The following is an 11,743-nucleotide window of genomic DNA, read 5'->3' as shown; positions in this document are numbered from 1 at the left end:
GTCCAGTCCGCGCAGCCGCAGCACCTCGCCGAGCTGTGCGCCGACCCGCATCGTCGGGTCGAGGGCGCCAGCCGCGTCCTGGTGCACGAAGGCGATGCCGGTGCGGCGCCATCGCCGCAGCCCAGCCGGGTCGAGCGCGAGGATGTCGGTGCCGTCCACCGTGACCCGGCCGCCGGTGTGCCGCCCGCCGGGCTGCAGGTGCCCGCCGAGCAGGTATCCGAGGGTCGACTTGCCGCAGCCGGACTCGCCGACGACCCCGAACGTCTCGCCCGGTGTGACGGCGAAGGAGACCTCGTGCAGTACCGTCGCCGAACCGTAGGCGGCGGACAGCGCCTCGACCCGCAGCCCGGCGGTCACCGCGCCTCCAGCCGGTGCCGCAGCGCGTCGCTGAGCAGCGCGACCGCCACCACGAGCGAGGCGATGGCCAGCGCCGGCGCGAGGACGGTCCACGGCGCCACCTGGAGCCAGACGCGGTTGTCGGACACCGCGGCGCCCCACTCGGGCGAGCCCGGTGGCTGCCCGAGGCCCAGGAACGACAGGGTCGCGGCGGCGAAGACCGCGTCACCGAGCCGGGTGGTCGCCTCGACCAGCACCGTGGCCCGGATGTTGGGCAGGATCTCGCGGACCAGTAGCGACGGCAACGGCTCGCCGCGCAACCGGGCCGCGTCGACGTACGGCTTCTCCCGCTCGACCAGGGTGGCGGCGCGCACCGACCGGGCGACGATCGGCACGAACGCCGCCCCGACGACGAGGACGACCACCAGCGGCGAGCGGCCGAGCAGGGCGATGAACAGCACCGCGGCGATCACCGTCGGGAACACCATGACCGCGTCGAGGACCCGCATGACGATGTCGTCGAACCAGCCTCGCACGGTGCCGCTGATGAGCCCCACGGCCGTCCCGGCCAGCACGCCGAGCGCGGTGGCCGGCGGCGCCACGACGAGCACCGGCCGGGCGCCGGCGAGGACCCGCGACAGCACGTCCCGGCCGAACTGGTCGGTGCCCAGCCAGTGCCCGGGGCCGGGCGGCCGGAAACGCAGCGTGGGGTCCTGCAGGGCGGGGTCGTGCGGCGCCAGGTGCGGCCACAGCGCGGCGACCACGGCCCACAGCAGGATCACCGCGACCGGCACAAGACCTGCCCGGCTCCGCGGCGCGGCGTGCGGCCGGACGCTTGACACAGGGCTTGACACAGGGCTCTTCACGCCGTCACCGCCAGGCGCACCCGCGGGTCGAGGAGACGATAGGCGATGTCGGCCAGCAGTGTCACCGTCAGGTAGGCCAGGCCGAGCACCATCGCGGCGGCCTGCAGCGTGGGCACGTCCCGGTCGACGGCCGACTGCAGCAACAGCGCGCCGAGCCCGGGGTAGTTGAACAGCAGCTCGACCACGACGAGCCCGCCGAGGAGGAACTGCAGCTGTACGCCGAGCGCGCTGGTGGCCGGAACGGTCGCGTTGCGCAGCACATGGCGGGAGAGGACGCGGGCCGGGGGCATCCCGCGCAGCCTGGCGGCCCGGACATAGCCGCCGTCGACGACGGCGATGGTGCTCGCCCGCACGTGCCGGGCCACGTATCCGGTGCACAGCAGCACCAGCGACAACGCGGGCAGGAAGAGGTGGCCGAGCACCGCGAGCGGTCCGTCGCCGGGGCCCGCCTGGGCCGAGACCGGGAACCAGCGCAGCCGCACGGAGAAGACGACCAGCAGCACCACGCCGGTGACGAACTCGGGAGTGGCGCCCAGCGCGAGACCAGTGGCGCTGATGACGCGGTCGAGCCAGGTGTCGTGGCGCGCCCCGGCCACGAGGCCGGCGCCCAGCGCGACCGGGACGAGCAGCACGAAGGCGAACAGGGCGAGCGTGAGCGAGGCGACGAGCCGGTCGCGCACGAGCGCGGCGACGGGCTCCCGCAACGTGTAGGAGGTGCCCCAGTCGCCGGTGAGGAAGTGCCCCAGCCACCGGCCGTAGCGCAGCCATACCGGGTCGTCGAGGCCGAGCCGCCGGTTGTACAGCGCGACGGCCTCCGCGCTCGCCTCCCGGCCGAGCACGGTGCGGCCCACGTCGCCGGGCAGCACGTCGGTGGCGAGGAAGACGAGGATCGAGACCCCGGCCAGGGTCAGTGGCACGGCGGCGAGGCGGCGCAGCAGGAAGGTCCGCATCGGCTCACACCTTCGACACCGAGCCGAAGTCGACGTACTGCGCGGGATGCGCCTGCACGCCGCGGAACTTCTTGCCCTGGTACGCCCGGACCGCACCGGACCAGTAGGTGATGACCAGCGGCACGTCCTCGTGCAGGATCTTCGCCACGGTCGCAGCGGCCGCCTTGCGCGCGGCGTCGGTGGTCGCGGTGTCGTAGGCGTCCGCGGCGGCGTCGAGGGCCGGGTTGGCGTACTTGGAGCCGTTCCATGTGCCGCCGGACTTCACCATCGGGATGATGAGCTGGCTCGGCACGGCACGGCCGGCCCAGGCGACCAGGTTGGCCGGGGTGAACAGCCACGGCGTGTCCTTGGTCTGGTCGCCGCCGTAGAAGTCCTTGGAGGAGCGCTGGTCCAGCTCGACGGTGATGCCGGCCTGCTTGAGCTGGTTCTGGATGGTGACCGCGTAGTCCTTGTCGGGCGCCTCGAAGGTGAGCGTGAAGCGCAGGCCGGTCGCGTCCGCGGCCTTGAGCAGCTCGGCGACCTTGGCCTTGTCCAGCGCACGCTGCGGCAGGTCGGTGGGTGCGGCCGGGAACAGCGGCGCCAGCAGGTGGTCGTTGCCGAGGTCGCCGACGCCGCTGCCGATCGACTGCAGGATGGCGGGGCGGCCCAGGGCGTAGGCGATCGCCTGGCGCACCTCCTTGCGGTCGAAGGGAGCCAGGTCGGTGCGCAGCGTCAACACGGTGACGCCGGTGCCGTTGACCGTGTCGAGGTCGATGGCGCCGGTGGCGGCGAGCGGCTGGGCGAGCGCGGCACGGCTCAGGAGTTGTACGTCGATGTCACCGCCCTGCAACGCGAGCAAGTCGGCTTGGTCGTCGGCGTAGAACTTGATCTCGACGCCGTCGAGGTAGGGCCGGCCCGGGTCCCAGTAGCGCTCGTTGCGGACCAGGGCGGCGCCCGTCGAGGCGTTGTACGACTTGAGCACGAACGGCCCGGTGCCGATCCCGGCCTTGGTGAAGTCGCCGGCGTAGTCGCGCTTGAGGATGACGGCGTTGTAGTTGCCGGCCGAGACGAGGTAGGGGAAGTCGGAGAAGGGCCGCTCGAGGGCGAACTCGACGACATCCGGGGCCGGGGTGCTGACGCCGCCGGCTTTGAGCACGGTGGCGAACGCCGAGAGGGCCGCGGACTTGCTCCCCGGGTCCAGGAGCCGGTCGAAGGAGGCCTTCACCGTCTCGGCGTCGACCGGGGTGCCGTCGGAGAACGTCACGCCCGGCCGCAGCTTGAACGTCCAGCGCTTCCCGCCGTCGGCGGACTGCCACGACTCCGCGAGCCGCGGGACGAGCTTGAAGTCCTTGTCGAGCCAGATGAGGTACTCCGCGACCAGCTGTACGATCGCGATCGCCGTCCCGTCGTACATCGTCACCGGATCGACCGCGGTCGGTGGTGGCGGCGAACCGGCGCGCAGCGTCCCGCCCCGCTTCGGCGGCCCGCCCGACGCCGACCCCTCCGTTCCGCCCTCCGCTTCTTCGCCCACCCCACACGCGCTGAGCAGCGCGGCCAGGCCGCTCGCCCCGATGCCGGACAAGAGTTGACGACGATCCACGGCCACCCCCAAAAGACTGTTTTCTCTATCTATATAGTAGGATTAAGAACATCAATGTGATGGCATCGTCCCACATCGCGGAACGGCGGCACGGATCACCGGCGTCCAGGTCGCACCGCATAGGATCGTGCGGTGCGCATCGGTGTCCTGCTGCTCCCCGCCGACCCCTGGCCGCAGAGCGTCGCGCGGGCGCGACACCTGGAGGCGCTCGGATACGCGCACCTGTGGACGTATGACCATCTCTCCTGGCGGCGATACCGCGACCTGCCGTGGCATGCCAGCATCCCGTGGCTGACCGGGCTCGCGGCGGCGACCTCCCGAGTCCGGCTCGGCACGATGGTCACCTCCCCCAACTTCCGCCATCCGGCCACCCTCGCCAAGGACGCGATGACCCTCGACCACATCTGCGGGGGGCGCCTCACGCTCGGCGTCGGGGCCGGCGGCACCGGCTTCGACGCCACGGTCCTCGGCGGCCCGGCCCCGACGCCGCGGGAGCGGTCCGAGCGATTCACCGAGTTCGTCGAGGTTCTCGACGGCCTGTTGCGCGAACCGGCCTACAACCACCGCGGCACGTACTACACCGTCGACGAGGCCCGGATGATCCCCGGCTGCGTCCAGCGGCCGCGCCTGCCGCTGGCCGTCGCCGCCGCCGGCCCCAAGGCGCTGTCCCTGGCGGCCCGCATCGGCGACGCGTGGATCACCTACGGAGACCCGAACGCCACCGACCAGTCGGCCGCCGCGACGGAGGCGGCGGTCCGCAACCAGGCCGCGATCCTCGACGAGCGGTGCGCCGCCCTCGGCCGCGACCCGGCATCACTGGACCGCTACTTCCTCGTCGGCAGCACCGAGGAGCGGCCCCTCGCGAGCGTCGACGCGTTCGAGGACTTCGTCGGGCGGTACGAGCGGCTCGGCTTCACCGACGTCGTCTTCCACGACCCACGCCCGGGCGACCCGGTCCTCACCGAGGACCCGGAGATCGTCGATGCCATCGCCGAGCGACTGCTGTGACCCGCTTCGATCCAACCCTATGGGATTAGTAGACATTCACCAGGCGGGCCTCTATCGTTGCCCAGACCAGCGGCTTCGGGGCCGCACGAATCCTGGGCTGAGGCGATGACAGGCACAGCAGGTACGGCGGACAACGTCGACGTGGTGGTCGTGGGCGGCGGGGCGATGGGTTCGGCGGCGGCGTGGCAGCTGGCCCGCCGGGGCGTCGGCGTGGTGCTGCTCGAGCGGTTCGCCGCCGGGCACACCAACGGGGCCTCGCACGGCGCATCCCGGATCTTCCGGCTGTCGTATCCCGATCCCGTGCACATCGGCCTCGCGCGGGAGGCCCAGCGGCTGTGGCGGGAGCTCGAGGACGTCACCGGCACAGGGCTGCTCACGATCACCGGCGGCGTCGACCACGGCGATCACCCCTTCCTGCACGATCTGGCCGACGGGCTCGCCGCCGCAGGCGTGCCCCACCGCTGGCTCACGCCGCAGGAGGCCACCGAACGCTGGCCGGGCATCCGGTTCACCACGCCGGCGCTGTTCTACCCGGACAGCGGGCGCGTCCACGCCGACCGGGCGGTCGCCGCGCTGCAGGCCGCCGCGGCGGACTCGGGCGCGACCGTGCGGCACTCGACGCCGGTGACCGCGATCGAGGTGCTCGGCGACGACACGGTCCTCGTCCACACCGACAGCGGCAGCTATCGCGCGCGCCGGGTCGTGGCGGCGGTCAACGCCTGGGCGAGCAAGTTGCTGGGCGGGCTCGCCCCGCTGCCACCGCTGCGGGTCACCCAGGAGCAACCCGCCCATTTCGCCGCCCGCGAGGCCGAGGAGAGCTGGCCGAGCTTCGGTCACCGGTTCGCCGACGGATCGGCGGAGGCCCGCGCGTTCTACGGCGGCATCTATGGCCTGGCCACCCCGGGCGAGGGCATCAAGGTCGGCTTCCACGGCGTGGGCCCCGAGGTCGACCCGGACCGCCGCGACTTCACACCCGAGCCCGCCCAGCTGGCCGCACTGCGCGAGTACACACGCCGATGGCTGCCCGGCGTCGACCCCGATGACTTCGCCCCGATCAGCTGCACGTACACCACCACGCCCGACGAGAACTTCGTCCTGGACCGGCACGGCCCCGTGGTCGTGGCGACAGGCTTCTCCGGCCACGGATTCAAGTTCGTGCCCGCCATCGGACGGGTCCTCGCCGACCTCGCCCTCGACGGCACCCGCCCGGACCGGCGATTCGCCTTCGCCCGCTGACAGGACCCGCACCGTTGTGGCCGCGTCGACCACGCTCTCGACCACGGAACACAGCCGGCCTGAGGATTGCCGCTGTCACGGAGTCGTTGTTCACCGTAGCCGCGCGAGCAGCCGGCGAGCCTGCCTGACCACCGCCTCGTCCACCATCCGGCCGGCGTCGTCGAGCAGAACCCCGTCGCCCGCGGCCGCCGCCTGCTCGAATCGCGCCACCAGCGCACCGGCCCGGTCGATCTCGTCCGGTGCCGGCGTGAACACGTCGTTGACCACGGCGACCTGAGCGGGATGGATACATGCCCGGCTGGCGAAGCCGAGCCGCGCCAGCGCCAGCGTCGACGTGCGCAGACCGGCCAGGTCGCGGAAATCGGTCGAGACCGGCCCGATGGGCGGCGCCAACCGGCATGCGGCGCTGACCAGCACGACGTGGCTGCGCACGTGCAGCAGCTCCGGCTCGCCGTCGCCGGCCGGCAGCCCGATGTCGGCCCGAAGGTCGGCCTCACCGACCTGCAGCCGCTGAACCCGCGGTGCTCCGGCCACGCCCGACGCGCGCAGGATCGCCGCGGCCGATTCCAGGATCGGGATCACGGCCACCCGGCCGGTCGGCAGCCCTGCGCCGGCCTCGGCATCGCGCAGCGCGGCGTCCAGCGCGACGAGGTCCGCGACCGACTGCGTCTTGGCGGGCATGACGCCGGCCAGACCTGGCCAGACGACAGCCGCGGCGTCCTCGAGACCGGCCGCGCCGGAATTGAGCCGTACCCACACCTCGACATCCGGGCGCGGGGGACGCGATCGGAGCCACCCGGCGACGGCCGCGCGAGCCGCGACCTTCGCGGCCGGGACGACCGCATCCTCCAGATCGACGATGACCGCGTCCGCGCCCCGGTCCAGCGCCCTGGCCAGCATCCGCGGCTGGTCGCCCGGCACATAGAGATACGAGCGCGGTTCGGCGGTCGACGGGGTGGTCATCCGCTACTCCCCCGGCCCCGGCTGCGTGCGGATCGGGGTCCGCGCGGCGCGGGCGACCACGTCCAGCAGCCCGGTCAGGTCGGGCAGGTCGGCGAGCGCGTGCACGGTCGCGGCCATTTGCCTCGCGGCCGGTGAGTCGCCCGTCAGACTCAGCAGCTTGGCCAGCATGGCCTGGTCGTCCAGCGGTGCGTGGGGCCCGCCACGGCTGCTGGCCACCTCGCCGGTGAGCTCGCGCCCGTCGCGCAGGCGTACCACGACGCGGCCAGCGGCATCCGCGGCCACCGCGCGGGACGGTGCGAGCACCGTGCGGACGCGGGCGGCGAGCTCGGCGACCGCCGGCCGGTGGACCGAGGCGACGGTGTAGGTCCCGATCGAGACAGAGCCGTCGACCAGCAGCGCCGCGACGCTCCACGGCAGGCTGAACTTGGCTCCGTACGGAGTTTGCGGATGCACCTTGTCGGCAGCGGGTTCGCAGACGATCGCGGCGCTGTCCGGGTGGACGAACGCGACGACCTCCGCGATCTCGGCGGTACCGCCGGCGGCGCGCAGTTCGTCGAGCACGGCGGCGGCCGCGTCGAGCGTCGCGTGCGAGAGCTGACACGCCGGGTACGGCTTGATGGTGACTCGTGTGACTTCCCAGGTCTGGCCGAGCTCGTGCAGCACACGGGCGGGATCGGCGGGTCGGTCCGACAGCGCCGCCCACAGTCCGGCCGCGCCGTCGAGTACCGAGTCCGGCCCGGTGGCGCCCGCGGCGGCCAGCCGGGCGGCGAGGATGCCGGCGTGCGATGCGAGGCCGGGGTGCAGCTGCTTGGTGGAGGATCCGGTGTGCAGAAACTCCATCAGGCCGCCCGCGCTGCTGCCGGCGATGCCCATGGCATGCAGCGTTGTCGCGGCGTCCAACCCCATGAGCCGGGCGGCCACGGTCGTGGCGCCGACCACGCCGGCGGCCTGGGTGGCATGGATGCCTCGCTGGTGGAAGCCGTAGGGCGTGGCAGCCGCTACCCGGCAGGTGACCTCGTAGCCCACCAAGGCCGCGGTCAGCACCTGCGCGCCGGTCGCGCCGACCTGTTCGCCAACCGCCAGCGCCGCCGGCAGTGTGACGGCGGTGGCGTGCACCAGCCCCTCGGCGTGGGTGTCGTCGAAGTCGAGGGCGTGCACCAGGGCGCCGGTGGCGAAGGCGGCGGCCGGGGCACCCAGCCGCCGGCCGGTGCCCAGGAGGGTCGCCTCCGCCGGGCCGCCGAGTCCGCCGGCCACCGCGAGGGCAGGCGCCGCCGCGCCCGTGCCGAGCGCACCGAGCGCGACGGCCAGTCCGTCGAGGAGATGCCGGCAGGCCGCACCCTGTGCGCCGGCGGGTACGTCCTGGAGGGTCAGCCCGACCGCCCAGTCGGCCAGACGTGCCGCAACGGTCGGTGGGGTGGAGTTCATCGGGCGGCACCCTCCGGCTCGGCGTCGCCCGTGCGTGACTCGCCACCGAACGCGCCGGCGCGGTCAAGCTCTCGCATCCGGGCCTCGTCGTAGCCAAGCAGGCCGCGCAGCAGCGCCTCGCCGTGCTCGCCGCGCAGCGGCGCCCGCTGGTAGCCCGCGGGCTGGTCCCCCACCCGTACCGGCGAGGCAACACTGCGAACCCGGCCCAGGACGGGGTGTTCGGTCTCGACGACGAGGCCGCGTGCCGCAGTGTGCGGGTCGGTCAGCGCCTCGGCGACGTTCTGGATCGGCGCGGTCGGCACCGAGGCCGCTTGCAGCAGCTCGACCCACTGCGCGACGGTCCGGGTGGCGAACACCTCGTCGAGGAGGGCGACGAGGTGGTCACGGTGCTGCCAGCGGCTGGCGAAGTCGATGAAGCGGGGGTCGGCGGCCAGTTCGGGGCGGCCGATGACGACGACGAGCCGCTGCCAGAACTTCTCCTTGGCGCAACCGACGACGAGCCAGCCGTCGGATGCCTGAAAGGCCTGGAACGGCACCAGCGAAGGGTGCGCGGAATGCCTCGTGCGGGTCGGCGTGAAGCCGGCGGTGAGGTGCCATGTCGCGGGGTAGGTGAGTAGCCCGATGGCGGCGTCATAGAGGCTGACGTCGCAGTCCATGCCGATCCCGTCGCGGCGCGCGGCGTGCAGCCCGGCGAGCAGTGACATCGCGGCCACGAAGCCTCCGGAGTAGTCCACTAGGGACAGTCCCGACTTCGTCGGTGGTCCGTCGGGCTCCCCGGTGAGGTCCATCCAGCCGGTGAGGCCCTGCAGGACGTAGTCGTAGCCCGGCTGGGCGGAACGCGGCCCGGTCATCCCGAAGCCGGTGAGCGAGCAGCACACGATCCGCGGGTTGAGATGCTTGAGATCGTCGTACCGAATCCGCATCTTGGCCGGCACGTCGCCGCGCAGGTTGGAGTAGACGACGTCGCTGACCCGCACGAGATCCTCGAAGACCGCGCGGCCCTCCGGCGTGCCAAGATCCAGTGAGATGCTCTTCTTGCCGCGGTTGAACGTCTCGAAGAACAGCGAGTGCTCGTCCTCGGCATACGGCGGCACGTATCGCCCGACATCGCCGCCGACCCGGGGATCCTCGATCTTGATCACTTCGGCGCCGAGATCGGCCAGGTGCAGGCTGCCGAACGGGCCCGCACCGTACTGCTCCAGCGACACGATCCGGACGTCCTCGAGTGGTTTCACCGCGCACCCCCGTTGTCTGCGATCGTTTCCGCGCCCCGCTGATATGAGGCGGCCCACCCCTCGTCCGTTTGCGGCCGGACGCCGTCCAGCGGCGCGGCGCCACGTCGGTAGACGTAGAACGTGCGCTCGAACGCGCACACCTGCACGCCGTCCTGGTTGACGGTCCGGGTGGCGACCGACACGACTCCCGCATGCGGCCGGCTCGACGACGTCCGCTTCGACAGGACAACAGACTCCGACCACAGTGTGTCACCCGCGAAGACGGGCGCGGTCAAGCGGATGTCGTTCCAGCCGAGATTCGCGAAGGCGTTCTGGGTGAGATCCGTGACGCTTTGTCCGACCGCGACCGCGAGAGTGAGCGTGGACACCACGAGGGGGCGGCCGAACTCCGAACGGGCGGCGTAGGCGTCGTTGAAGTGCATCTGGTTCGTGTTCATGGTCAGCAACGTGAACCACGTGTTGTCGGCCTCGCTGATGGTGCGGCCCAACGGGTGCTGGTAGACGTCGCCGATCTCGAAGTCCTCGAAGAACCGCCCCTGCCACCCGGGTCTGATCGCCACCTCGTACCTCCTGCTTCGATGCTGCCGATCGTAAAAGGTCGGACTTTAATGGTCAAGGCATGATCACGACTCAGCAACATCGGTCTGAGGTGTTCGGCCGGGAGCCCACGCGCTTGGGTCCCACGTCCAGTTTCACCAGGCAGAAGCTCATAAGCCCGGCGCCGGAGCGCGGGAGGATGCGCGCACGCGCGGGCACGAAGTGGCTGCATCCGGGCCTGGTGGGAGGCTTGTAGCAAAGCCTCTGATGTTTTACGCTCGGCCAAGGTCAACCGCAGCATGAGGGCGGGGGTGACGACACACCTCTGGCGGAGAGGCCGGCCGCGGGCCAGGTCCGACGTTCGCGACAGGCCCCTGACCACCAGTCCATCCGGTCCCGGTCACCGGGCCGTTATCGGCGGAAATCCCGAGGGCAGTGATGTTTGAGCTGAACGATGAGCAGAATCAGTTCCGTGAGAATGTACGACGCTTCGTGGAACGCGACATTCGTCCGGTGGCTCGGGACATGGAACAGGCCGGCAGCTACCCGGACGACATCGTCGACACGATGAAGGACATGGGGCTGTTCGGCATGACGGTTCCCACCCAGTTCGGCGGGCTCGGCCTGGACTCCGTCTCGCTGGCCGTGGTGTTCGAAGAGATCGCACGAGGCTGGATGGGGATCGCCGGCATCCTCGGCAGTCACTCGGTGGGATGCCGCCTGGTGTCGATGTTCGGGACCGATGAGCAGAAGCATCGATACCTGCCCGCGCTTGCCACGGGAGAACGTCGAACCGGAATCGGACTCACCGAACCGGATGCCGGATCCGACCTCCAGGGGATCACCACGCGGGCCCGCAAGGACGGCGACGACTACATCGTCACGGGACGTAAATCGTGGATCACCAATGCGCGGCACGCGGACCCACTACCCGTGCTCGTCAAGACCGACCCCGAGGCGAACCCTCGGCATCGGGGGATGAGCGTGCTGCTGATCGACGGGGACACGCCCGGATTTGAGGTCGTGCGGGACCTCGGAAAGCTCGGCTACAAGGGACCCGAGACCTGCGAGCTGGTGCTTGACGAGGCCCGGGTCCCAGCGGACCGCCTCCTGGGCGGGAAGGAAGGGCACGGGCTGCAGCAGGTCCTGTCCGCGCTCGAAATCGGCCGCATCAACGTGGCCGCGCGCAGCGTCGGGGTCGCGCAGGCGGCACTTGACGCCGCCCGCGCCTACGCCAGGCAACGACACGCATTCGGTAAGCCGATCGGATCATTCCAGGCGATCCAGCTCAAGCTCGCGGACCTGGCGACGGAGACGCAGGCCGCCCGGCTCCTGACCTGGTGGGCCGCGGACCGGCTGGACCGCGGCGAACGAGCCGACACCGAGACCGGGATGGCGAAGATGTTCGCGTCGGAGGTGGCGCTTCGGTCCGCCCTCGAGTCCATGCGAATTCATGGAGCCTACGGCTACTCCACGGAGTACGAGGTCGAGCGGCTCTACCGGGACGCTCCACTGATGGCGATCGGCGAGGGCACGAACGACATCCTGCGAATGGTTATCGCCCGCGGTTTGGAATCACGCGAGCAGTGAATCTCTGACTGAAAGGAA

11 protein-coding genes are annotated in these 11,743 nt (G+C 71.5%); 3 read left to right on the top strand and 8 right to left on the bottom strand.

Going from position 1 to position 11,743, the window contains the following annotated elements; genetic code table 11:
• From ABT297_RS23255 to ABT297_RS23240, 4 genes are all read right to left on the bottom strand, one after another.
• A partial coding sequence (locus tag ABT297_RS23255) for an ATP-binding cassette domain-containing protein (protein ID WP_350553100.1) occupies window positions 1-357 on the bottom strand: 357 nt, incomplete at its 3' end.
• Complete coding sequence (locus ABT297_RS23250; RefSeq protein WP_350553098.1) at window positions 354-1,130, bottom strand: ABC transporter permease; 777 nt, start codon at window positions 1,128-1,130, stop codon at window positions 354-356. The genes ABT297_RS23250 and ABT297_RS23255, both read right to left, overlap by 4 nt.
• Before the next feature lie 68 nt (window positions 1,131-1,198).
• The gene (locus ABT297_RS23245) at window positions 1,199-2,152 is read right to left on the bottom strand and encodes an ABC transporter permease (RefSeq protein ID WP_350553096.1); all 954 of its coding nucleotides are present in this window, start codon (window positions 2,150-2,152) and stop codon (window positions 1,199-1,201) included.
• Between the two features lie 4 nt (window positions 2,153-2,156).
• Window positions 2,157-3,731 (bottom strand): ABC transporter substrate-binding protein, encoded by a 1,575-nt coding sequence (locus tag ABT297_RS23240; RefSeq protein ID WP_350553094.1) that lies wholly within the window; start codon window positions 3,729-3,731, stop codon window positions 2,157-2,159.
• 132 nt (window positions 3,732-3,863) lie between these two features.
• Here ABT297_RS23240 and ABT297_RS23235 point away from each other — a divergent pair, with 132 nt between their 5' ends.
• Together ABT297_RS23235 and solA are read left to right on the top strand one after the other, a co-directional pair.
• Window positions 3,864-4,739, top strand: a complete 876-nt coding sequence (locus ABT297_RS23235) for an LLM class flavin-dependent oxidoreductase (protein WP_350553092.1) — start codon at window positions 3,864-3,866, stop codon at window positions 4,737-4,739.
• Between the two features lie 105 nt (window positions 4,740-4,844).
• Entirely contained in the window at window positions 4,845-5,975 is a 1,131-nt protein-coding gene (gene solA, locus ABT297_RS23230; protein WP_350553090.1) for an N-methyl-L-tryptophan oxidase, read from the top strand.
• Between the two features lie 90 nt (window positions 5,976-6,065).
• Here solA and ABT297_RS23225 read toward each other — a convergent pair whose 3' ends face one another.
• Genes ABT297_RS23225 through ABT297_RS23210 form a run of 4 tightly spaced genes read right to left on the bottom strand, consistent with a single transcriptional unit; the run spans window position 6,066 to window position 10,158 of the window.
• A complete protein-coding gene (locus ABT297_RS23225) occupies window positions 6,066-6,938 on the bottom strand; it encodes an HpcH/HpaI aldolase/citrate lyase family protein (RefSeq protein ID WP_350553088.1) in 873 nt (290 codons plus the stop codon).
• Between the two features lie 3 nt (window positions 6,939-6,941).
• Complete coding sequence (locus ABT297_RS23220) at window positions 6,942-8,363, bottom strand: MmgE/PrpD family protein (protein WP_350553086.1); 1,422 nt, start codon at window positions 8,361-8,363, stop codon at window positions 6,942-6,944.
• Entirely contained in the window at window positions 8,360-9,598 is a 1,239-nt protein-coding gene (locus tag ABT297_RS23215) for a CaiB/BaiF CoA transferase family protein (protein WP_350553084.1), read from the bottom strand. The genes ABT297_RS23220 and ABT297_RS23215 overlap by 4 nt, the downstream gene beginning before the upstream one ends.
• The gene (locus ABT297_RS23210) at window positions 9,595-10,158 is read right to left on the bottom strand and encodes a MaoC family dehydratase (RefSeq protein WP_350553082.1); all 564 of its coding nucleotides are present in this window, start codon (window positions 10,156-10,158) and stop codon (window positions 9,595-9,597) included. Before ABT297_RS23210 ends, ABT297_RS23215 begins: the two co-directional genes overlap by 4 nt.
• A gap of 415 nt (window positions 10,159-10,573) precedes the next feature.
• Between ABT297_RS23210 and ABT297_RS23205 the strand changes: the two genes are divergently transcribed.
• Complete coding sequence (locus ABT297_RS23205; protein ID WP_350553080.1) at window positions 10,574-11,725, top strand: acyl-CoA dehydrogenase family protein; 1,152 nt, start codon at window positions 10,574-10,576, stop codon at window positions 11,723-11,725.
• Window positions 11,726-11,743 lie beyond the last annotated feature (18 nt).

The organism is Dactylosporangium sp. NPDC000555, from assembly GCF_040300025.1.
Lineage (GTDB): Bacteria > Actinomycetota > Actinomycetes > Mycobacteriales > Micromonosporaceae > Dactylosporangium.
Note: the sequence above shows the minus strand (reverse complement) of the source record. Positions and strands in the feature narration are given on the sequence as shown.

Excerpts from the sequence above, each read along its gene's own strand:
- ABT297_RS23245 (WP_350553096.1), bottom strand. The coding sequence starts at position 2,152 with ATGCGGACCTTCCTGCTGCGCCGCCTCGCCGCCGTGCCACTGACCCTG.
- solA (WP_350553090.1), top strand. The coding sequence starts at position 4,845 with ATGACAGGCACAGCAGGTACGGCGGACAACGTCGACGTGGTGGTCGTG.
- ABT297_RS23225 (WP_350553088.1), bottom strand. The coding sequence starts at position 6,938 with ATGACCACCCCGTCGACCGCCGAACCGCGCTCGTATCTCTATGTGCCG.
- ABT297_RS23220 (WP_350553086.1), bottom strand. The coding sequence starts at position 8,363 with ATGAACTCCACCCCACCGACCGTTGCGGCACGTCTGGCCGACTGGGCG.
- ABT297_RS23205 (WP_350553080.1), top strand. The coding sequence starts at position 10,574 with ATGTTTGAGCTGAACGATGAGCAGAATCAGTTCCGTGAGAATGTACGA.